The organism is Bacteroidia bacterium (assembly GCA_023228875.1).
Classification (GTDB): domain Bacteria; phylum Bacteroidota; class Bacteroidia; order NS11-12g; family UBA955; genus JALOAG01.
Genome location: JALOAG010000015.1, coordinates 1 through 22802 on the forward strand (window position 1 = coordinate 1; position 22802 = coordinate 22802).

Genomic DNA, 22802 nt, shown 5'->3' on the forward strand with positions numbered 1-22802 from the left:
AGGATATCATTGCAACTGATGGTGATGTTAAGGCAATCCTAAAAGATGATGAGCAAGTTTTGTTCACAGGCTATATTTCAACTAACTTTAGTTGGACAATTACCCAAAGAGGAAAGCAAGCTTTAGAAATAACAATTGAAGATATTGGCTCTCGATTATTAGGAAAATCTTTTATCAAAAATGGTAGACACTTGTTCAACTGTAAAGCAGATGAAGCGATCTTACAAATCTGTAATGTTGCCAACATTGTTGTCAGTGATAAAAACTATCCATTAAATCATAAGATCACTAAGTTAGTTGATAGCTCTGTTACCTGTAAAGAACTTTTAGAAAAGTTGGTTTATGAATTAGGCTATGTTTATTATTTTGATGAGTTAGGCCACCTTAGGCTTTTTGAAATTAATTGCTCCAACTTTGCGGACCTTCCAATTTTAGACAAAGATGATTTGTATGTTGTTGGAGGAAAAGCAATCTCACTTAATAAAAAGATACGTAGCTATAAAAGTGCCAGAGTCTCTTTTAAGCAATTAGGGACTGCTAGTAATTATCTAGTTTATCGCAACACTACCGGGCAATCAGAAACTTATCCATACTGTAATTTCAACCTAGAAGGAAATCATTATTTTGATGGAGTTGAGTTTTATACATTACAGCAATGGATAGAAAATCAAATAGATACCTTTGGCAACTCTCCTTTAATCGAAGCCTGCAATGCATCCAGTGAATCTTCTATAGTTGGCAGTAATGAAATAATATCAATTTCGAATATCACAGTCGACTTTGTCGCCCAAAGTGGAAGTATTAGTTGCAACATAACCAAAGCCGGTGGTCCATATTTACAAATAGAAGCTCACAATAGTTCACAGTTGCCCTACTATATAACAAAGATGGATGCCTATGCAGATATCATTTTTGTCAAAGACTTAAACATACTTAGAACTGCAGATGTTATTGAAGGAGATGAAAGTTCAGACAACTTAATAAGCGAAGAACTTGAGTTTGTTCACAGTAGAGCTTTGGCACAAGAACATGCCAACAGACTATGCCAGTACCATCGATATGCAAATTCACAATACACTTTTTACTCCAAAAGAGATCTTGATTTAGGTTCCATAGTAAAAGTAATTGATAATGCATTTAGTAATCTAAACGTAAACGTCTTACTGGTTGCAAAAACTTACACAGATGAAAGTGCCATAATTAAATATTCTGCAGTTGGGATTTCACAATTTGATTTAAATGCCTCTGTCCATTCTCAAAGTATTAATAAAGGCCAAAGCGACTTTATGGGCCAAAAAGGTCCTGCCGGAGAAGATGCTTTAATTCTTCAAGTTATTTCAAGCTTTGGGACTGTTTTTAGGATGAGTGAACCCTTCGAAACTACACTAAGAGTCCAAGTATTAAAAGGTGGCAATGACATAACAGACAGCTTCTCAGATTCTGATTTTAGATGGTATAGAACTTCCTCTGATTCACATTCAGATGCGTTATGGAATAGCAAACAACAGTCTAAAGGCACTAAAGAACTAGTAATTACACAAAATGATGTAACCGAGAAAAGTACTTTTTTCTGTGAACTTATAAAGGAAACATAAAATGGCAGCCCTTGTTGGACAAATTACAATAATGGATTTTAACGATCCTATTCAGTTAATTATTGAATCTTCTGGTGGAGCAGTTTTCAAAAATGGAATTGGCCACAGCAGTCTTGTTGCCAAGCTTTTTCAAAACAACAAAGAAATAGATGAATCAGGAACTAAATATAACTATAGCTGGAAAGTTTTAGATAAAGATGGAAACTTACGCACCTTTGCCGATGGTAGTCCTTTCAAAGTTGGTAAGACAATATCCGTTGGTATTGATGATGTTGAAGGAAAGTCAACTTTTGTTTGTTCTATCAGTTAAAGAAGGAGATAACAAATGGCTATTAGTACTGGCCAATTAACAATTACCCATATTCTAGACGGCTCATTTTATGAAGAGCAATTTGCTTCAAGTTCATCTCACACTGATGCTCCTATTGAAGGTTGGTCTTTTACTGTGCCTGAAGAACAATCAGATCATTATGTATGGAAACGTACCAGAAAAATAAATGCAGATGGAACATTTGAATCATGGACAGAGCCAATAAGGATAACAGGCCTTGCTGGAGAAAGAGGAGAGCCAGGACCTAGTGGAACTCCTGGAGCGATTGGTGTAAACATTGATAGCTCCACTATCATTGTCTCGGGCTTTGACTCTGAAGGAGAATTTGGTTATCCCACAGGCATTATCTATTTAGGTACTTCATGCTACCTATTAGATGAAACGTCTTATACTGTCACTACCTCCGGCCAAGGTTATATTTTAGCCAATGCTTCAGGCTTAATTAGGTTTGCCAAATTAGAAGCAGAAACTTCTTTAAATACATCTTCAAAAAGAATGGTCTGGCGAGATTTCAATTCAAATGTTGAAATTACAAGTGATGTAGTTATAGGTCGGTTTTTAGTTGAAGATCTAATCATAACTAATGCAGAAATCACCCCTGCTATGAGTTTAGAGCAATTTGTACGTTCTCAGTTTATGGAAATTCTTAGAAATTCTAATGCTGATAGTGCACAGCTTCAAGCATTGGCCGAAGCTATGAATATAGATAAAATTTTCCAATCGATTGTTGCAATGGAAGCCTTTATTAAAAATCTTTGGGTATCGAGACTTGAATCAGAGCAATACACTGTTGACCCCAACGGTTATCCAGATACAGGTTTTCATCTTGATGGTATTACAGGAGTTGCTAAGATTGCTTCTTTAATGGCAAAAAACGCTGATGTTTTTGGTCGGTTTAATTCTGATGGGTTTAGAACAATTGATAAAGTAACAGGGACCACAATCCCATCTACTTCTATCGATCCAACTATTTTTAAATACTCAGAAATGTGTGAACTAATACCAGCAACCGATAGTAGATCAAGTATATCCGGAACAATAGAAGACTACACTTTTAATCTAGCAACTCGTAGAAATAATCAGAGAGTACTACTTCACTCTTTGGGAAGTGCATCAGCTAATGTAAGTCCTGCAGGTGGTTTTAGTGACCCTAAAATTTTAAATAGGATAACTCCCATCTGGTTGTTTGGCAGTCTCTTTAGAGTTGAATGGAGTCTTAGTTATACGAATAACTTCGCTCAACGCAGACTCTGGAGAAGCAAAACTGGACAAACTGCAAAGCAGATGGAGCAAGACTTAGATTATCGGGAAAATATTGGTACCTCAGATGAACCTTCTTATATATACCCTGAAAAAAGTGAAGGGGAACTTTGGTTTTCTGGTAAAGGTAGCGGAGAATATGCGGGTAGCTATTCAATTAATAGTACAAGACCTGATTTTACAATTTGGGTGCGTAACGGGGGACTTTGGGGAAGTGGGACAGCAACATGTAAATACCTAAGAGTTCTAACTAACCAAACTTTTAACGGTCTGGTCTTAACTGATGATAATAACTCTTATAAGTTTGTCGCCTTTCAACCCGATGCTTATTATCTTTCATCCTCAAAACCTTTTGAAATTGATTCTATTAATCAAGACTCACCTACTCTAAAAAAATATTGTTCAGGTAGTGACTTTTATGATTTGTTTTCTAATGTTCCTGTTGGTACAAACTCTGCTGCAACTGGAGAGATTAAAATTAATGGTAAAAATTACGCAGTCTCAAGATTAAGAAAAGATGCAGATCGGATAGTGTTTTTCACCGGAACTGAAGAAGTGTTTGTAAGCAAATTTATTAATGGGACAAGCAGTGGTGTTTATACAGAGTTAAAAATCATAAATGAAGTTGTTTTAGGAGCTATGGATGGAGGTATTGAGTCTATGTGGATAGTTCCTTGGCTTCATGCCACTTATGATATTGGACAAACTCTAAAACGATTCAGATCAATGTATCTATCCAATGAACTTATATCTGGTTCTATTCAAACAGGTCCAATTAACGCTTCAACGATAAATGCCGACACCGTATATGGGGCGGTTTTTAATTAATGAGTGTAGCTAAAGATTTAATAAAATTTTCAAACCTAGCTGGTGGAGTTGCTTGGACATTATCAGGGGATGGAGCTTTTGTTCCTCCCCTACCTACACAAAACTCTTGGAGTTCTTGGCGCAATTGGTATATTTACTCTCCCTGTTTTATAGCCACTACTTATGCAACCTATAGATTTTTAAATCAGCCAAAAATGGAAATTGCTTATTATTACGCAACAAGTTTTAGCTCTGGTTGGACACACGTTGCAACAAGAACAATAGAAGGTAACTCCGGTAAAAGAGAGTCAGTGTTTGGCCATAATGTAGAAGTAGGTCAACAACACTCAAGTGCTACTAATGGTGGCAGTGGATCTGTTTATTTTGACTTTGTTCATGGCAATAACCATTTATGGCTTTTGAGAGTCAGAAAATATAGAAATAAAGACTGGGGATGGGGCCAATTAAGAATAGCAAACATGGGTTATATGGGTGAGCAAAGATATAACGACTATTTTAAAGGTAAACTGATTAGAGCAACACCTAAAACAGCTTTGTCATCTAGTACAACCCTAACTTCAAACTCAGTTGCTATTTATAATACTGGTACAAACCTTCAGCCTTCAGATGTTTCAGCTTATTTGAATCCAGAGCTTTCTAAAGGTTCACCTATTTTATCCGGTCAAGATTGGCGATTATTAACTTAAAAAGGAATCAAGCTTATGGCACTTAAAATGCTCTTAAAAAAAGAACACAATCATCTACATTATGATTTTCCTGATGCATATTGGAGAATTGAAGATGTTAACTTTGGAAACTTAGATGGCAACACTATAGTTGTATTCAAATTGGCAGCTTATCCTAATAGAGAGTCTGCTCAAATGTTAAATCAAGAGGTGGGTAGTATTTCAGCTTTTGGAAGTCCTGCAAATACACTAATAAACAATATACTCTATGGATGGGTTGCTAGTTTCAGGGCTGATACAATATTTACTGATGGAATTCCACTTTTAGAAAGTGAACAAAGAGCTATATTATATCCTTTTGTTAAAGAATATTTGAATTTAATTGATGCGGTTGATGTGTTGGAAGATTGATTAAGTAATTAATGATAAATGCTCTAACGTCAAATCATTATTTGCATGTTCATTATACACCTAACTTAATTTGTTTTATTTTTCCGATTAAACGGAAAACATGTAAAAGATTTTGTAAACATATACTTTTAAATACTGGAGTGAAAGATATGACATACAAAATTATAATTAACATCTTTTCTAATTAATCTTTGTGTCCAACACATGTGGCTAAGTTGTGAGCAGAGGCTTAAAAACTAATAAGCCTATCAAGATCTGCTTTAAAGTTTCAAAATCTTTCTACTCACTTTAAAGGCATCGAGGAGTTTTTGTTAATTATTTCGACCAAAATACTCTTTGCCAAGCTGCCAAATATACTTATCAAGTTCCTTGAGATTGTAGTTATCTAGTCTATAGAAGCTTCGGAAATCTTCCAATATCGAATTAAAGTGAGTATAATCCTTCAAATTTTCATTATTAAAATCAGCGAAATTATCAACTCTCCGGTAATAACGTAACACCTTATCCACATAGCTATCATAAATAGGATAGCTACGTGGTTTATGATGACTGCAATACTTCGACGCAAATGAATAGAAGTTTAATACTCTATCGCCCATATCAACTCTCTTTATGTCATCCACCAAAGTTAAATCTTCATTGCTAAGACGCTCATCAATATTTAATGACAGGATATGTTTTGCAACGGGGAAAACCTTAAAGATGTTGGTGCTATAAAAATCATTAAGAACGGACACCTTAAGAAGAATATCTGAAATATTATCGTTATTAGGGCTAAGCTCCAAGAACAACAAATTAAGAGCACCCTCTTGCAAACGATAATCTTCAAGATCTTGCCAATTTGCAAGATACATTTCAACCTGTTCAACTGATGGAGGCGGAAGTACTAGCTCTGTTTCCGTTACCTCAATGACAGACTCACTTTCAAGGAATCGTCTAAATCTTCGCAAATGAGCTATATAGTTAGCTATATTTGCTTCTGCATTTCCGTTAGATTGTTGACGTAAAATATGTAGTAAAGCGTCTTTACTAAGAGTTTCAAAGTTATCAGAAAAGACAACATCCCAAAAGGAATCGGCTCCCTGCTTGCGCCAAATATAAAAAGCATTAGTTAAAGAAGTAGCAATCGTATTTGGGGATAAGTTCTGTCTATTCAAGTATTTCTCATAGGCTGCTCTTACATCATCTAAAGTGCGTTTCTTAATATCTTCAATCATTTCTTTTCTCCTTTCTGGTAAAGTTTTATATCCTAACAGCTTTCCCAATTCGGTTTCATAAAGGTTTTTTAGTCATTAACAACTTCCTTCAGGGTTCTATCAAATGATAGCCTTCTGAATCCCTTAATGTAAATGACTTACACAACCTACATTATTGTTATTGGCTAGCTATGAAGCCTAAATTCTAAAAGGCTTGATTGAGTGCACATGCTCATTTATGTTTTTTTATACTATATTTTGATTTTCGGTAGCATAATCCAAAGCTTTTTTGCGATCTTTCGTATTTCCAATTGATCCATCAAAATGAAAAACAATAATTCCAAGGATTAATTTCTATATTTTATTCAAAGGTACGCTTTCTCGGTATTAGGCAGGAGTAAAAAATGACTGATACACAGAAACACCAAATCATTGAAATGCGTCGCCACGGATGCACATATAGACATATAGCAGAAGCTCTATCACTAAATGCAGAAACTGTGAGAAGCTACTGCACCAGAGCAATAAAGAAAGGCACTTTAGTTATTCCTGAATCGAATTCTAATTCCTTATGCAAACAATGTGGCATCCCAATTAAGCAAACACCTAAAAGAAAAAAACGCTTATTTTGCTCTGATACTTGCCGTAAAAAATGGTGGAATTCTCATCTTTATCTCGTTAGCCCATCTTCCAAAGCATTACATCATTTTACTTGTGAGGATTGTGGCAAGCCTTTTTCTGCTTATGGAAATCCAAATCGAAAGTATTGTAGTCATCAATGCTATATCAATAGCCGTTATTACCGGGAAGTGTCAGATGGACAATAATGTATTTAATTCTGAACTTCAATTTCAAATATCTTTGGCAATTGCTAAAAGTTTGGCAAAACAAAATCTTTTAACTGATGAGGAATTCAATAAGTTCAAAACTTTATTGCTACAAGAGTATGCTCCTCCCATAAGCCTATTAACAGAGAATATCGGTTGACTATAGAAGCAACATAAGCCATTGATACAATACAATTCATTATTGGACAACAAGTTAAACAAATAACCCTCTGCCGATAATGATTAAAACAAACTTTTTAGAGGAGACAAAAATGACTGATATTCAGAAGCATCAAATCAACGAAATGCGTCGCTACGGCTGCACATACAGGCACATAGCAGAAGCCTTATCACTAAATGCAGAAACTGTGAGAAGCTACTGTTCCAGAGCAATAAAAAAAGGCACTTTAGTTATTCCTGAATCGAATTCTAATTCTCTATGTAAACAGTGTGGCATCCCGATTAAACAAACTCCAAAAAGAAAGAAACGCATATTTTGCTCAGATCCTTGTCGCAAGAAATGGTGGAACTCCCATACGTATCTAGTAAATCGTTCATCAAAAGCAATCTACCACTTCACTTGTAAAACTTGTGGTAAAGGCTTTTCAGTTTATGGGGATTCAAGTCGAAAGTACTGTAGTCACGAATGCTACATAAACAATCGGTTCTACAAGGAGAGTGTTGATGATAAAGCATTCTCATAACCTGACAACTGAATTTCAAAGTGCTGGTAATCTTAATTTAACTAATAACAGTACAAAACCTTTGAAGCCAAAAGTTATCAAATTAAATAATAGCTCCATGCCATCCCCGTCTAAAAAGCGGGTAGCTGCTTATGCTCGGGTTTCAGTTGATTCAGATGAACTGCTACAATCTCTTTCTATCCAAATCAGCCATTACAGTTCATACATACAAGCAAATCCTGCATGGGAATATGCAGGTGTTTATGCTGATGCAGGAATATCTGGTACTAGTGTAAAAAGACGTAAGGACCTACAACGGCTACTTGCTGACTGTGAAAAAGGACACATTGATATTATCCTCACCAAATCAATCAGCCGTTTTGCACGTAACACTATTGATTTACTAAAAATCGTACGAAGATTAAAAGAACTGAATGTCTCAATTCGTTTTGAAAGGGAAAGCATAGACTCCTTATCTGCAGATGGAGAGTTGATGTTATCTATCCTAGCCTCTTATGCGCAAGAAGAAAGTTTATCTATTAGTGAGAACGTTAAATGGAGCATACGCAAGAAGTTTGCTAAAGGAGAATTTCTTGCTTACAACATTTATGGATATCAATGGGTCGATGATCATTTTGAAATTATTGAAAAAGAAGCTGAAGCCATACGTTATATGTATCGATCTTTTGCTAACGGAATGCTTCTTACAGAGATTTCTGGTGCATTAGCTAAAAGGGGGATATTGAATAGAAAAGGATTACCTTTTGGAAAGACCTCTATTCACAGAATATTAGTTCAGGAAAAGTATCGTGGCTTTAGTATCCTTCAACGCACTTTTATAGATGACCACATAACGCATGCTAAAAAAATAAACAAAGGCCAATTGCCTCGTTACGAAGTTCAGGGAACACATCCAGTCATTATCGATGAGAAACTATATCAACAAGTAAAAGCAGAACGCAAACGTAGAAAAAACAAAGGCGCTGTAAGATGGCGACGTGCCACTTGCTTCACTGGTAAAATAATATGCGGTTATTGTAATAATACTTTAACCTACACCCCGAACTCAGGAAACAAAGAACTCACTCAATTTCAACAAGGTTGTTATAAATGCTCCAACAAAAGGAACAATGGAGCAAAGGCTTGTTGTTCAAAAAACTTGCCTGTTTATACCCTTAGACAACTCTGCTGCACTCACCTAGCCCCCCTAGCAAATGCATCGGAAGAAGAGCCTTTTCAAGAAGAATGGGTAGAAACCCTCATAGAAAACATTGTGGTATTCACTAACACATTAGAGTTTCAGCTGAAATCTGGTGAAGTAATATCGACGCCTTGGAAGAATACTGCAAGGTTCGATTCTTGGACCCACAGAAAATCAATGGCAAAACAATCAAATAACATCAAAGAGGTTACATCATGAGAGAAATACGTGTAATTCCTGCATCCCCTCAGTTTGCAACAGCACAAGAGCAAAACGTATTAACCCAAAAACGTAAAGTTGCTGGTTATGCTCGAGTTTCAACAGACAGTGAAGATCAGTATTCATCGTATGAAGCACAAGTTGATTATTACACCAACATGATTAAAGCAAATGCTGAATGGGAGTTTGTTGGCATCTACACTGATGAAGGAATAAGTGGAACAAGTACCGCTCGTCGTGAAGGCTTTAGAAAAATGGTAGATGATGCACTGGAAGGAAAGATTGATTTAATCATAACCAAATCAGTTAGCCGTTTTGCCCGCAACACAGTTGATAGCCTTTCTACTATTCGTAAGCTCAAAGAACACAAAGTAGAAGTGATGTTTGAAAAAGAGGGAATCAGAACGTTTGATAGTAAGGGAGAGCTTTTAATAACTATTATGAGTTCTTTAGCCCAAGAAGAATCTCGTTCCATATCAGAGAACGTCAAATGGGGAATACGCAAACGTTTTGCGGATGGAGAAGTTTCAGTTTCATTTACCCGGCTTTTAGGATTTCAGAAAGGGCCTGATGGGAAACTTGAAGTTAATCCAGAACAAGCAAAAATAGTTAAACTTATATTTTCCCTATTCCTTAATGGAGGCAAATATAGGGAAATAGCTCGACTCCTAGAAAAAGAAGGTTACACAACAGTAAGCGGTAACAAACATTGGTCTCCGTCAACCATTAAAAGCATCCTCATGAACGAAAAATACAAAGGAGATGCTCTACTTCAAAAATATTATACTGCTGACTTTTTAGCTAGAAGACCTGTAATAAACAATGGAGAAATCCCACAATATTACGTTAAAAAAAATCACGAGGCAATTATCGACCCTAAGATATTTGACTTGGTCCAAAAAGAGATTAAATACCGCTCGGGTAATTGGGAAATGAACATGGGAAAACATATCTTTTCTGGGCGGATAAAGTGTGGCTCTTGTGGGGCTAATTTTGGTCCAAAAGTTTGGCACTCCAACCAACGTTACAGAAAGCAAATTTGGCAATGTAACGACAAATATATTGATAGATATAATAAGTGCCCTACTCCACATTGCACAGAGGAGCTAATCAAAGAATTATTTGTCAAAGCCTTAAATAAATTAATACAAAATAAAGAAACTCTTATCAAAAACTTTGAAGAAATAAAAGATGAAGTATTTAATCCTTCTCAGGAAAAAGAACAACTTAATTTAGCCATAGAGAAAAGAACAAACCTCATAACAATGCTCAACCAGTTAACCGAGGAAAATGCCAGAGTCAAATTGGACCAGCAAGTTTATCAAGAAAGGTATGAAGAAATTTCAATCCAATATGCAGAGACTAGCAAAAAGATAACAGTTTTAGATGAAACAATAAAAAGCAAACAATATCGCAAAACAAAGTCAGAGTTATTTTTGAAAGAACTTAACAAACAAAAAGATATTGTTACTGATTTTTCTGATAGTCTTTGGATTTCATTCGTAGATTATGTGACAGTCTACGATAATGGCGACATTCGCTTTACCTTAAAAAATGGAATGGAAGTTTAACATTCTCATTTGTAGTTAAAAAATTACGTGATAATATTAAAACCACATTTAATTTTTATAGGAAGGTATTTATATGTTCTTCTCAAAAAAAGCAAAACTAAAAGTCTTACTAGAGAGAGGAGCATCTTATGCAATAAATGAAAATGGGGAACCTGAGGTTGTTTATTATCGACCAAACAGTAACCTTTTTGTAAATCGCAAGCTAGATACAGATGTATCGGGATTCTTCGTCAATATACGAAGACCAGTAATTATTGATGTTGATGGCCTTTCAACATTTGAAATCCCAAAGATGCCTCCCCAGTGCGATGGTTTCATATTAATAAATTACGGACTTCACAAATCCAGAGCGTATGCTTTGAAAGACCCCGTTAAACAAACTTGGCCATTACAAATTGAACAATAAGTTAAATTTCTCTTAACTAACCATAAATTATCTGAAGCGGAATATATCTTCTTGCCATTGTTTGTTAGTAGGAGGAAAAATTTATGGTGGAAACACGTAAAATTACTTTAACTAAAGAAAGCTGGCAAAAGATTGATGAGCTACTGACATTGATTCCAGACAGCGAGTTTTTAAGATTTTGTTTGATAAATGGTATAATTGAGGAAGGGGTAAAAAGGTTTGATTCTCCAAGAATTAATGTTTAAAATGTTTAGAACATGATCAATAGAAATCGAGTTAAATTTTATTCTGCCTCAGATCTTTCGCTCGGTACTTTTTTGGGTAGAATTGAGGACGTCCTAAACTCAGCAATTATTCCTCAAAATTTAAATGACATAATAGAACTTTATAATATCCAGAAATTTATAAACAATAAGATCTATAGTAAAAACTGGGACTCAACAAAAATAGATAACTACCAACATCAGATATCTCAATTCAAAGTGATTATTCCTCAATGGATTGCAAATCATAAAAACACTCTTACAGAGTGTGTTTCAAATATTTACCCAGAGTACAAAGTAGACTTTTGGGAAGTAATCGGAATTTACAATATATCTAAAGATTGGAGCGATTCATATTTCAAAGTATTAAGCGCATCTTTTTCTCTCTACCATATCCTTCTTTGCAAATCCATTGTTAATCAGTTCGCATTGTCTATTATTGATAGATTCAAGAAGGATGAAGATGCATTAGAACTTATTCTTAGCCATTATGTATTTATGGAGCATTTTTCTCCAAAATTTTTCTTACCTTCAAATTTAGATATTTATACCATCGAATTGATTATGAATAAATACCTAGAAGAAGACAATGCTTCTATACGTAATTTAGAGGGAATAATGTCATTCCCACAAATTAACGGGAAAAAAATTAATAAGAAAACTAAAATACTTGCAAAACAAAAATATCATTTAATACGTGAAAAATTATTTAAACAAAACAATCCCCAAATAGTTGAATATTCTTTAGGAGTCTCATTTTCTCCAGAGGTAGAAGAAAAAGCTGGATATATTATTAAGAATGAGAATAAGGAGGTTTTTATTTCATATAGTTCAGACTGGATTATCAACAATAAGGACTACCCAACGTTATTGAATAATTTTATATACCTTTTTGGTTTTGTTGACACTATACAGATGAGGTTTATGCTGTACAACAATAACCGAAATCACTCTCTAATCGACTTTTTAAGTGGTCAAGGTTTAAAAGGGGGCTTTAATCCGAATTTTACATTCAATCAAAATTTTAATATTAAAATACTTCAAGTATCAGCTTATTATCATTTTATGAAAAAAGTGATTGGAATCTCTATTGAGAATTTAATAGAATACTTTTTTTCTGAATATTTGCCAAAAGAGTTTTCAATAAATGGTTTCCAAATTCATATGCCAACGAAAAATACAACCTACCTTGAAAAATGTAAAATTATTGCTCCTGAATTAGAAATTCTCATGAGGATGTACCACCATTATGCGTCCGAAGGAATCGAAAATGGAAGCTTTCTCGAATTTGATTCAGATATAATTCCAATTAACTTAATATCTTCACTGATTCCACATAAATATGTATACCCAGAAGACAAGTTATTTGATGTAGCTTCTCATTATTTATGCTCTAATCAAAGCATGTTAAGTTATCTTCAAAGTGAAGATAAATCTTATAATAGTTTCATTGAATTATTATTGAAAGAAAAATCCGTTTCGTTAAAAGACTATAATCCTATTCATATTCAAGAAATTCAATGGTTAAACAATAATGGCTTTGTTAAAATCACAGAAGAACAAAAAATATTATTGGAAAAACCCTCTTTCATTATCTATGACTTATTTGAAAATGGATATATTAGTTGGTGGCACACTGGTAGTAGCACGCAGCAAATTTTGAAAAATCTAGAATTAAAGGGGTTTGTAAAAATACCAAAAGAACGACGACTCTTTTCAGAGCAAGAATGTGATGTTTATAATTATATCCTAAACAATCATTTTACTGACAGCCTTGCTATTCGCAATAAATATTCTCATGGAAATATTAATAGAACCACACCAAACTCAAAAGAACATCATGACAACTATATGTTGTTTTTACTACTTCTTATAAATTTTATCATTAAAATTAATGATGAGTTGTGTATAGTATCATCTAGGCAAATCGATATGTCTTGATTATTCTCAATGTAGGAATTCAGGGGTTGGTAAGCACCAGAATGTGATTAGAAAGGTCGTTTACTGTAACCCTAAGAAGCAACCAAGATTCAATGATAAATTGTAACTTACTACAATGCTTTCAATTGGTATCTTTAACTAAATCGACTTAATGTGAACGGTTATTAACTCTTTTATACATAACACTATAGCGTATCGCAGGTGTCGATGTTACAGAGGTGTTTGCGTAGGTTTTGATACAATGGTTTAGGAGTACGATAGGCCAAATACTTCTCTAGAATGCTTTATTTTGAGGATTTCAGACCTTCTTGGTGATTTTGGAAGAGGGCTTTTCAGCGAGGAAGCACTCGTGGAATTGAGAGCTCGTGTATTTTGAAACCATCGGATACGCACACAGAGGAAAAGACTTTTTGTGTATCTTAAGATTATAAATTATTGGTTTTTAATACACAATAAAAATCACTCAACGCTTTTTGTGAATTCAAAGCACTCATTTTCATTATCATTAAATCAGAGACCTTCCCATGCATGATTTCATTTCTTGGTTCCAGTATTTTTTTAATAATATTTTCAACCTCAACTAGGTTCAAACTAGTAACAATAATTTTCTTTTCGATAAGTTTATTGATCTTTTTATAGAGAGATAGAAAGTTCCCCTTATTATCTTTGATGAATCCTGTATCGGGAAGATTGTTAATGAATATTAAGTTATTCACCCATGATTCAATTGATATTGCGGCGTTTAATATCGCACTAAAATAGTCATGAATTCGAAATGAATAAATTGAATAATTCTGAAAATAACGCCAGACGTTAAAATCGTCATTTATAATTTTTTCAATTGGAATTTCCTTAAATTCTCCAATTTCATAAAATTTATTCGGACAAAAGAGCAGGTGTTCATCTGATGTAAAATCTGAATTCCCGGTTTTTTTAAACATAAAACAGATATGGCTACAATCATAAATTGAAGGAATAATGAAATGCTTACCTCCTAGACTTTCATTATACTTGAATACAAAAAATTCAAATGCGATTTGCATTATTTCACCAATGAACTGATCTCTATATGAATTAAAAATTTTAGAAATATCAGTCTTCTCATCTTCAAAACTTTCTACCATAAAATGTAGTTTGGATCTTATAATTGAGTAAACTGGTTCATCTTTTATCTCTAACCCGCTACTAACAACGTAAGTAGAATGCCTTAAAGCTATTTTTTGCTTATCTAAATTTTCATTTATTAGTGATACTACTACTTTTCTTTCTCTCCTCTGTAATCCTGGATAAGATATTTTTTCATTTCTATAATAGTAGTGCCTATTAGGTAACCTTAATTCATAAGGAAGCGAGAATGAGAATACGAAAGCATATGGTATCTTATTTTCAAAGCTGAATTTATTCATTTCTGCTGTAAAGATCGGTAAAACCACATTATCCTTCCTTATAATTGAGTATATCTAATCATACTCCTAGGTAATTCTTTAACATGAAAGTGTTATTTCCTTAGTAGATGTAATAAAGATGATTTCGTATTTGGCCCGTGTTATCGCCACATAAAAATCTCTTGCTCTTGGTGGGTTTGTCATATCGATAAGAACACAATCAAACTCCAATCCTTTTGAAAGTACAGTTCGGGAGGATAGCCATCTGAACTCATCATAGTTTTTTCTGAGACCTGGATGCAATCTAATGAATTGAGCACCTTCATAAATTGTAGAATTGTGTTTTTCAGCGAAATTTATTGATCGTAACATTTCTCGATAGAGTTCTCGGCGATAAATACATGATCTTGAATAACATTTCGTCCAACACAGTATGTCTCTAATTGCCTGAAAATCAAATTTTTGACACAACAATTGCAATGGCTCTTTAATCCCTTCATACTTTTTTATTCGAGAAAAATCACAACTATTTTTCTTTAAACGATCGATGTATGACTTTAATTCCTTTTTCACTTGTGTAGCGCACGTAGCTAAAAATTGAATGGCACCTAAGGCTCTTACGAAACCATCTTCACTATCAATTTTTTTTGCATATGTGAAAAGATCTTGTAATTCCTGATTTTCATCATATTGAAATTGCCATGGATGCATCCTGCAAACCTGTAACTGTCCTTCCGGCCATTTAGTGATATATAAAATAGATTTGTAATCTTTGTTAATCTTGTAGTTATTCCCATTAAAACAATCTGGCGTGATTACCCTTACAAAATCATCTACAGGTTCAATTAGTACAGTAACGTTTTCTCTTTTCAATGCAGGCAATAGTTCTTTCCTTCGAGTTTTAAGATACTCACCAAGTCGAGGATTCGTTGTTTTCCATCTCCAAGGTTCAGTTGCAACTTCAATAATTTCGAATTCAAGCTTATCCCAATCAACAATCGATTCATTTTCCCAATCAAAAATTCCTTGCAATGGATCACCTAATATATAAACGGGAAGAAAAGAATTTAAGATTAATACAAGTGAATGCTGGTCAAGTGTGCAGTCTTGAAATTCATCAATGATGATATTTGAGTAAGATGTTTGTAATACCTTCCCGGCCCATTTGTTGATAAAAATCTGTGATGTCGCATCATATAAAATATTAAAATCTACCTGTTCTATTCCTTGAAAATTTGGAATGCCAGCCGTGTTCTTGTATGCCAAACACCATCTGATACAGAAAGCAGCTATTGTTGATATTGTATACTTAGTTCTTGGTATTCTTTTCTTTTCTAACCTTTTACTAAGAGCATCTACACCGGCATTAGTATGAGTCAACAACAGTTGCCTTCCTGAAGATGCTTCTACAATATCTGTGATCATCTCAGTCTTTCCGTGTCCTGCTGGTGCGATGATAGCTCCATTGGGTTTACTTAAAAGTGTATGTAATTCTACGGCTGTCATTGAGCACTTACCCATTCGATTAGAGAATCTAGCGTTTTTCTTAGCTGAGTCTTAGAATTGATTTCATCATATGATTCGAAGAGGACTCTACCCAGCTCCTCTCCATGATCAATTCGTTTAAACCAAGATGTGTCTCTCTTTTGTTTATCTTTATTATTGTTTTTTGCTATGGTCCCTATGCGTTTTCGCTGTTCTTCATCCAACCCTTCCTTGAAAATCAGACTTTCACCAACAATATCACATACAGTGGTAGTTGAATTTAGTTCCTGATGTCTTGCTTTGATATTGCTTTTATCTACAACTAGTGCTATAAGCTTTTCAGCAACTTCCTTACCAACATCAAAAAACACTTGTTCTTCTATTGAAAAACCTTCATTCCAGTCAAAAATTGTAATCCCAGATTTTTGCAAGCCTGGTTTTTCATCGTTATCAACTTTAACATCGGAATCAATTAACAAGCTGACTATGTACCCGCATCTATTTAAAAATTTGGCAAGTTGAATTGCACTACTGCCTCCTGATCCATCCACTGGTGATACACCCTTATATCCAAGATGAAAACCATGTTTGGCATATAGATAATTATCCATCGCACGAACCAAGCCAACCTCAGTTTTTCCCTCACACACAACTATACGCTTTGATAAGAATGCCTCTGGATATCTCCTCATCATTCCTTGAATATTTGATACATCTGCATTCCCGATTACATTCATAGTGGTAATGCCCACGCGAGAATTGACAATTATCAGTTCATCAGCAAAAAGCTCAGAGATCGCACTAGGGCAATGAGTTGTCATCAACACTTGCCCACAAGCTGTATGGCTTCGCTTCAGTTCGCTTATCAACTGACAGACGCGATAAGGCTCAAGACCAGTTTCGACTTCATCAATCAGTAGTAGCGATGCCTCATCTGTACTATTAGTATTCAACCCAATAGATAACAATCTCCTACTACCTAGACCTCGTTGAGAAAAAGGAGCTTCACCAACATATAATTCCACATCAGAAGAGAATCCATTAGGCTTCATCACCATTTTATTGGTAATTTCTCCTTCAAGGGGAACACTATATTGCTTTCCTGCTGCGGTTACTGCGCTAGAGATTGAATTCAATGTATCAAAATTTATTGCTTTCGATGCTGTCCGAAAAGCTTCATGGTATGCACTACGCAATTCCCCCTTACCATCAGCATACCTGTGCAGAATTGAATTTCTTCCCCATACGAAATCACTATTAAAATCTATCCCAATAGAATTGCATGCAAATAAACGGCGATCGGCAAGGCCCAGATTTTTAGGTTGGAGCCTGTTACATATAATTTCCCATCGTGGCTCCAACGAACTATCAATTGTGAGTTGTACAGTTAAGCAGGTCTCTTCTTCATCCTTCGGTTCATCATCCCAAGACTCATCATGATGTTTAGACAAGGAACCAATAATTGCCGATACACTTCTTAGATAAAGTCCATATTTATCCTCCGCGATGAGAGATTCAGGATACTCGGTATAAGAACATGTGATAATAATCGGTTCCGTCGTATCGCACTGATAGAAATCAGCATCTGTACTGTTCAAACTCCAGCTCTGCAAAAGATTTAACCTAGCAGCATCTAATAAAGTCGTCTTTGTGGAATCTCCTGCGCCGATGAAACAAAGGACTCGCTTATTTGGAATTCCGAATTTACATTCCTTGATACCACGAAAGTTCTTAATTTCAATTGAAATCAAACGCATAGTACTACCACTCCTTTCTACCTGATAATATTTGAATTAATCCATCCTTAATAATTCCAATCCGCATGGCTTACAGGTAGACTATTCAGTTCATGCCTCAATGCTCTCCAGTTGGGGAGGAACGAATCCATCAACTCGATGAAATAGTCATTATGGGTTCTTTCCAATATATGAACCATTTCATGAATAACGATGTATTCAATGCATCTGGGAGGTTTCTTTGCCAATTCCAAGTTTATCAAGATTCTTTTCTTCTTTGGGTTACAAGTCCCCCATCTGGTTCTCATCTTCTTTACCTGCCAATCGGAGACATGCACTTTCAAAATCGGTTCCCATTTCTCAATGAGACCTGAAACAATCGTTTTTAGTTCGTTTCGATAAAAAGCATCCATAATTTCTTGAGCCTTAAGATGAGATGCATCTGGTCTAATGTGCAATTCAAGAGTCTTCTTGTTTTTCTGAATAACCTGTTGTTTCTCGTTGCCTTCAACTACATCTAGAAGGTACCGTTGTCCTAAGAAGTAATGGCTCTCCCGTTTCAGAAAGTCTCTAGGAGTCTGTCGTTCTACCTTTTTAAAATCTTCCTGCTGTTTTCGAATCCAGCTGAGTTTCTTCACCAAAAATAGCCTGATGGCATCTCTATCCATATCAAAAGGGACTGTTGCTCGTACAAATCCCTCGGGGGGATAGACTCGCAGATGAATGTTCTTGATATCCTTGCGGTATATCTCAACATCCACATCAAGGATGGAAATTGATTCAACATTCAGTATGGTGTTCATCAATATTCTCGCTGATTCTTTGCAAGCTCAACAATGTCATCTTCCGATACCTCATCGACCTTATATTTATCTAGTACTCCCCCTACAGCCTTTTTAACTGCACGAAGTTTGATAGCGTGGTCTCTCCATCCGTCTTTTTTCGAATGCATGATGGCATCATGAACATCACTGACAAAATCATAGCCCTTGTTGAAGTTGTCCCAAAGTGCTCGTTTCGCAGGTGAATCTATTCCAGAAGGATAGGTGGTAGAATTATCGGGACTCTTTATCCTAGGAGCAAGGGCAATCAACTCCTGCAGATATTCTTCATATTCTTTTGTCTGCTTCTTTCTCTCAGATATCAGAGAATCGAGAAGTTCACTCATTTTCGCATAGTAGGCAGGGTTGGTGGTTTCCTTTTCCACTATCTCTTTTCTGTAGTTTCCTTCTATTACCTCAGCGACTGATTCCTTGTTCTTTTTTATATTCTCAGGCAGCTTCTCGATAGCCTCGCCACCCTTATCCACCAACATGTCAACCAGACTGATATCATCAAATGCAGCAAGAACACGACTTTCGTTTGCTCCGATGTATGAATCTATAAGGAAGCGCATCGCTGGTTCATACTTCTTGAGTTCAATATAGTCTCCACTGGCAAGTTCCACAGCTTTCTTCATACTATGATAGAAGGAGACATCAGACTGGATAGCATGAGCTTCCTGTTCAGAATAACCCGCTTCATCCATCTCATCTGCAATGTTCGCATATGCCCTGACCAGTGATTTAACCATCTTATATAGTGCTACCCTCTGGGGTTCTGTATCCTTGAGCGTATCCTTGTATTCAGTATCTCCCACAAAGTAATTAAGGAAATCCCCTTCTTCCTTCGGTGCATCAACAGCCTCACAGAGAGCTTTGACTGCCTCAAGCGAATTCTCCAGCTTCTTCTTTCCTTCGACAAGCTTGTTCTTCAGGAATCCGCTGATATCCTTGGCATCGTATCCAGCCAAAGCTCCAGTGGTGTAATCATAGAAGGCACTCTTCAGACTATCGAACAAGTCCTTGTAGTCGATGATATACCGTATGCGTAAACTCATCGCCCATCCTCTACTAATTGAAGATGAGCTAGACTTGGATTCATGCAATATGATGGATTTAGATCAGTAACGCTTGCCCCTCAGAGTATACGGTTCCGTTTTGAAAGGATCGACTTTGGCTTTACTCAACAGAGTATAGTAATCGTCAACTCCACTAAGATCCGCCTTGCCGGGAATCATCTTATCCCAATCGGCTTCGGTTTTGCACCGGCCAGCTTGAGAGAAGAGATGAGTAAGGTAACGATGAGGATCAATACCCATGGCTTTGCAACTTTCGGTGAGCGAAAAATAGAGCGCAGAAGCCTCAGCACCCTGAGGGCTTTGAGCGAAGAGAAAGCCTTTTCGTGCCAAAACGAAGGGCCTAATCGAATTCTCCGCACAATTATTTCCACTGGTAGCATAGGGAATTTCAAGAAAAGAACACAACTGATCCCACCGTTTGAGAGAATAATCAATAGCAGTGAGAATCGGACTTTTGGCAATAGCTACCTTTTTGTACTTCACAAGCCAAGTGTGTATCGCTTCAAGATCTTTTCCCAGTATCTCTTTTCTGTGAGAGAGATACTCTGTTTCACTCAAAGGATGTTCCCCTTTTTGCTTCTCAAGCAACTCTTTTTCATGATGAAAGAATACTGCATACAAATCGATGACCTCTTTGGCGAGTTTATGGTTCTTTTGAACTTTCAAAATGTCGGCGAATTTCCTTCGGGCATGTACGTGGCACCCTATGTGGGTAAAGTTTCCACTCTTAGCGGCATACACATACCCTCCAAGACCATCACTTTGTACGGTATGCGAGTAACCATTCAAAAGAGAAGCAATAGCAGCATTAGTTCTGTTTCTCAGGTAATCAAAGATGATTGGACCTTTGGAGAAATCTCTTCGGGTAGTAACACGAACTGCCATGAAACACGCCTTGGGTTCCTCTTCTCCCTCAATTCTCAATACTTGCAGGGGTGTCTCATCAACATTCCAAAGAGGATACTTTCGTACCGAACGCTCCAAAGCCTCTTTCAAGGGCTTAAGAGAAGAGGCAACTGCCATCATCCAACCGCTCATTGCCTGGCGAGAGAGGTTAATACCCAAAGAGCTAAAACGCTGCTCTTGTCGATACAGCGGCAGACCGTATTGCATCTTATCGGTTACGATGGTAGCCAACAGCGATGGTTCACAAATTGTCCCTTTCAACAGAGAGGTATCTTCTTCAGTAATTGTAATAGTTCGCTCTTCCCCTTCCTCTCCCTGACAAGAAGAACATTGGTACTGCGGATATACATGGCGTACTACTACCTTGGAGGAGGGAATAACTGCAATAGCCTCTCTGACAAAAGAGCCGCTTTGTTTCATAGGAGAGCCACACTGACAAAAGGGGGCAGTGCCTTCATGGTTGAATTCAACCACAGGGGTATCGGCATCACAAGTGAGAAGGCGACTGCGGTTCAATCTTTTAGTAGAACTGGTAGCTTTGTTTTGAGTAAGCTGCTCATCGGAGTCGGTATGTTCCAATACATCAATAGTATTTTCATTCTCTGCTTCATCAAAGAACACCAACTGTCCGCTTATGGCAACCTCGCTCTTTTTACCATAGAGTTTTTGGGTAGCAGAAAGGTACAGCCTTTTCCAATGTTCAACTTCAACTGTCTTACTCTGCAGTTCATCTTCCAAGACTGCAGCACGCTCTTCCAAGGTGGTAACTCGGTCATGCAAAAGGCGGTTTTCAGCCTCTAAAGAATGGGTAGTAAGTGCTTCTTGATTCGGTGTTTTTTCCATGCCAAATAATAGCACATTTACAAGGTAATTACTAGTATCCTAACAAATTATGTTGTATTTTTACCTGTTTATTTTAGGCCTTTATGACTTCTCAAAAGGCCCATTTACCTTCGTTGGTAGGAAGTTTACGAAACACATCTTGGCCCTGTAAGAGACGCTTTACATCTTCAACAGAGAGTTGTATAGACTCTCTTTCATCCTGGGGCCAACGAAACGTTCCGCCGTTGAGTTTTTTAGTCATAAGCCAAAACCCTTCATCCCATACCAGAACCTTGAGAATACTTCGACTTTTGGAACAAAAGAGAAACATCGATTTAGACAAAGGATTAAGATTCATATGATCGACTACCAAGGCGGCTAGACTCAGTGCTCCGCTACGCATATCGGTAGGTCCCACCTTTACATAGTAGTCGTACAGATCAAAGTCAAAAAACATGAGTCTCTTCCAAAGCCGAGAGTACCATCGAAAGAGCTGCCTTACTGCTGTGTGGAGTAACTTCGATTGCACAGGATTTGAAAAGAATCCTCACCGGTTCACAGTCAGGGGGAATCGATGTTTCCTTTTTCTCAATTTTGGCAAAGCCTCCTTTAGCAATTACTCGCTTACTCGTAATTGAATATTCCCATTTTAAACAACTAATAAGGTAGGCATGATTCGTACCGCTACTTTGAGCATACTTTAAAGGGGAGCTATGTTGCCCTGTCTTATTGCACCACAAACGGTAAGCCGAAAGTACTTCATATCGATTCTCTTTCTCTTGATCACTGAGTCTATTAATTTTACCCATAGTCAGTATCTCCTATGGGTAACATTCTCCTTTAACTTACATTTTTAAAATAGAAGCGATGAGATTACGCTTACGATATACCCATATTCCTTATCTTCCCCATCAAGTCTGTTGACCCTACACACTGCTTGGAAAAGGCCATGATTCTGAAGGGATTTGTCGATATACATATAGGTTGCAGGGGGAGCATCAAAACCAGTAAGGAGCTTGTCCACGACAATGAGCAGCTTCATCTGTGCCGGTTCTTTGATGAATTTCTCCTTCACTGCATGTTCAAATTCCTCGACTCTATTCACTGCTTTTTCTGGTGGCTCATGGAAGTAATCGGAGAGCATCTTCTGGTAAATCTCGAACCGTTTCAG

At 36.4% G+C, this 22802-nt stretch carries 21 protein-coding genes; 11 read left to right on the forward strand and 10 right to left on the reverse strand.

Annotation, left to right across the window (positions count from 1 at the left end; translation table 11 throughout):
- The 5 genes from M0R38_10980 to M0R38_11000 form a co-directional block, all read left to right on the forward strand.
- Nucleotides 1–1595, forward strand: a 1595-nt coding sequence (locus tag M0R38_10980; protein MCK9482269.1) for a hypothetical protein, incomplete at its 5' end; no start/stop codon positions are given.
- 1 nt (nt 1596) lies between these two features.
- Nucleotides 1597–1905, forward strand: a complete 309-nt coding sequence (locus M0R38_10985) for a hypothetical protein (GenBank protein MCK9482270.1) — start codon at nt 1597–1599, stop codon at nt 1903–1905.
- Between the two features lie 15 nt (nt 1906–1920).
- Nucleotides 1921–4014: a hypothetical protein gene (locus M0R38_10990; protein MCK9482271.1), complete on the forward strand. Its 2094-nt coding sequence runs from the start codon at nt 1921–1923 to the stop codon at nt 4012–4014.
- Nucleotides 4014–4700, forward strand: a complete 687-nt coding sequence (locus M0R38_10995; GenBank protein ID MCK9482272.1) for a hypothetical protein — start codon at nt 4014–4016, stop codon at nt 4698–4700. The genes M0R38_10990 and M0R38_10995 overlap by 1 nt, the downstream gene beginning before the upstream one ends.
- A gap of 15 nt (nt 4701–4715) precedes the next feature.
- Nucleotides 4716–5090 carry a hypothetical protein gene (locus M0R38_11000; GenBank protein ID MCK9482273.1) on the forward strand — a complete coding sequence of 125 codons (375 nt, stop codon included), beginning with the start codon at nt 4716–4718 and terminating at the stop codon, nt 5088–5090.
- Nucleotides 5091–5401: 311 nt separating this feature from the next.
- On the opposite strand, the gene M0R38_11005 is transcribed toward M0R38_11000, so the two are convergent.
- Nucleotides 5402–6307 carry a hypothetical protein gene (locus M0R38_11005; GenBank protein MCK9482274.1) on the reverse strand — a complete coding sequence of 302 codons (906 nt, stop codon included), beginning with the start codon at nt 6305–6307 and terminating at the stop codon, nt 5402–5404.
- A 561-nt stretch (nt 6308–6868) separates the two neighbouring features.
- On the opposite strand from M0R38_11005, the gene M0R38_11010 reads away from it, so the two are divergent.
- The 6 genes from M0R38_11010 (at nt 6869) to M0R38_11035 (ending at nt 13397) form a co-directional block, all read left to right on the forward strand.
- Nucleotides 6869–7273 (forward strand): hypothetical protein, encoded by a 405-nt coding sequence (locus M0R38_11010; protein MCK9482275.1) that lies wholly within the window; start codon nt 6869–6871, stop codon nt 7271–7273.
- 524 nt (nt 7274–7797) lie between these two features.
- Nucleotides 7798–9216 (forward strand): recombinase family protein, encoded by a 1419-nt coding sequence (locus tag M0R38_11015; protein ID MCK9482276.1) that lies wholly within the window; start codon nt 7798–7800, stop codon nt 9214–9216.
- Complete coding sequence (locus M0R38_11020; GenBank protein ID MCK9482277.1) at nt 9213–10787, forward strand: recombinase family protein; 1575 nt, start codon at nt 9213–9215, stop codon at nt 10785–10787. The genes M0R38_11015 and M0R38_11020 overlap by 4 nt, the downstream gene beginning before the upstream one ends.
- Before the next feature lie 73 nt (nt 10788–10860).
- On the forward strand, nt 10861–11193 hold the full coding sequence (locus M0R38_11025) for a hypothetical protein (protein MCK9482278.1): 333 nt from the start codon (nt 10861–10863) through the stop codon (nt 11191–11193).
- Nucleotides 11194–11276: 83 nt separating this feature from the next.
- On the forward strand, nt 11277–11438 hold the full coding sequence (locus tag M0R38_11030; protein ID MCK9482279.1) for a hypothetical protein: 162 nt from the start codon (nt 11277–11279) through the stop codon (nt 11436–11438).
- A gap of 12 nt (nt 11439–11450) precedes the next feature.
- Nucleotides 11451–13397, forward strand: coding sequence for a hypothetical protein (locus M0R38_11035; protein MCK9482280.1), 1947 nt, complete (start codon nt 11451–11453; stop codon nt 13395–13397).
- Nucleotides 13398–13822: 425 nt separating this feature from the next.
- Here M0R38_11035 and M0R38_11040 read toward each other — a convergent pair whose 3' ends face one another.
- The 9 genes from M0R38_11040 to M0R38_11080 form a co-directional block, all read right to left on the reverse strand.
- Complete coding sequence (locus M0R38_11040; GenBank protein ID MCK9482281.1) at nt 13823–14803, reverse strand: hypothetical protein; 981 nt, start codon at nt 14801–14803, stop codon at nt 13823–13825.
- A 78-nt stretch (nt 14804–14881) separates the two neighbouring features.
- The gene (locus tag M0R38_11045; protein ID MCK9482282.1) at nt 14882–16288 is read right to left on the reverse strand and encodes an AAA family ATPase; all 1407 of its coding nucleotides are present in this window, start codon (nt 16286–16288) and stop codon (nt 14882–14884) included.
- Entirely contained in the window at nt 16285–18024 is a 1740-nt protein-coding gene (locus tag M0R38_11050) for an AAA family ATPase (protein MCK9482283.1), read from the reverse strand. The genes M0R38_11045 and M0R38_11050 overlap by 4 nt, the downstream gene beginning before the upstream one ends.
- Before the next feature lie 47 nt (nt 18025–18071).
- Nucleotides 18072–18806 carry a M48 family metallopeptidase gene (locus M0R38_11055; protein MCK9482284.1) on the reverse strand — a complete coding sequence of 245 codons (735 nt, stop codon included), beginning with the start codon at nt 18804–18806 and terminating at the stop codon, nt 18072–18074.
- The gene (locus M0R38_11060) at nt 18806–19795 is read right to left on the reverse strand and encodes a hypothetical protein (protein ID MCK9482285.1); all 990 of its coding nucleotides are present in this window, start codon (nt 19793–19795) and stop codon (nt 18806–18808) included. The genes M0R38_11055 and M0R38_11060 overlap by 1 nt, the downstream gene beginning before the upstream one ends.
- A 150-nt stretch (nt 19796–19945) precedes the next feature.
- On the reverse strand, nt 19946–21652 hold the full coding sequence (locus M0R38_11065; protein ID MCK9482286.1) for an IS66 family transposase: 1707 nt from the start codon (nt 21650–21652) through the stop codon (nt 19946–19948).
- Between the two features lie 91 nt (nt 21653–21743).
- Nucleotides 21744–22088 carry an IS66 family insertion sequence element accessory protein TnpB gene (tnpB, locus tag M0R38_11070; GenBank protein MCK9482287.1) on the reverse strand — a complete coding sequence of 115 codons (345 nt, stop codon included), beginning with the start codon at nt 22086–22088 and terminating at the stop codon, nt 21744–21746.
- Nucleotides 22078–22440 carry a hypothetical protein gene (locus M0R38_11075; protein ID MCK9482288.1) on the reverse strand — a complete coding sequence of 121 codons (363 nt, stop codon included), beginning with the start codon at nt 22438–22440 and terminating at the stop codon, nt 22078–22080. The genes tnpB and M0R38_11075 overlap by 11 nt, the downstream gene beginning before the upstream one ends.
- A 44-nt stretch (nt 22441–22484) precedes the next feature.
- The coding region (locus tag M0R38_11080; GenBank protein ID MCK9482289.1) for a hypothetical protein at nt 22485–22802 on the reverse strand (318 nt) is incomplete at its 5' end.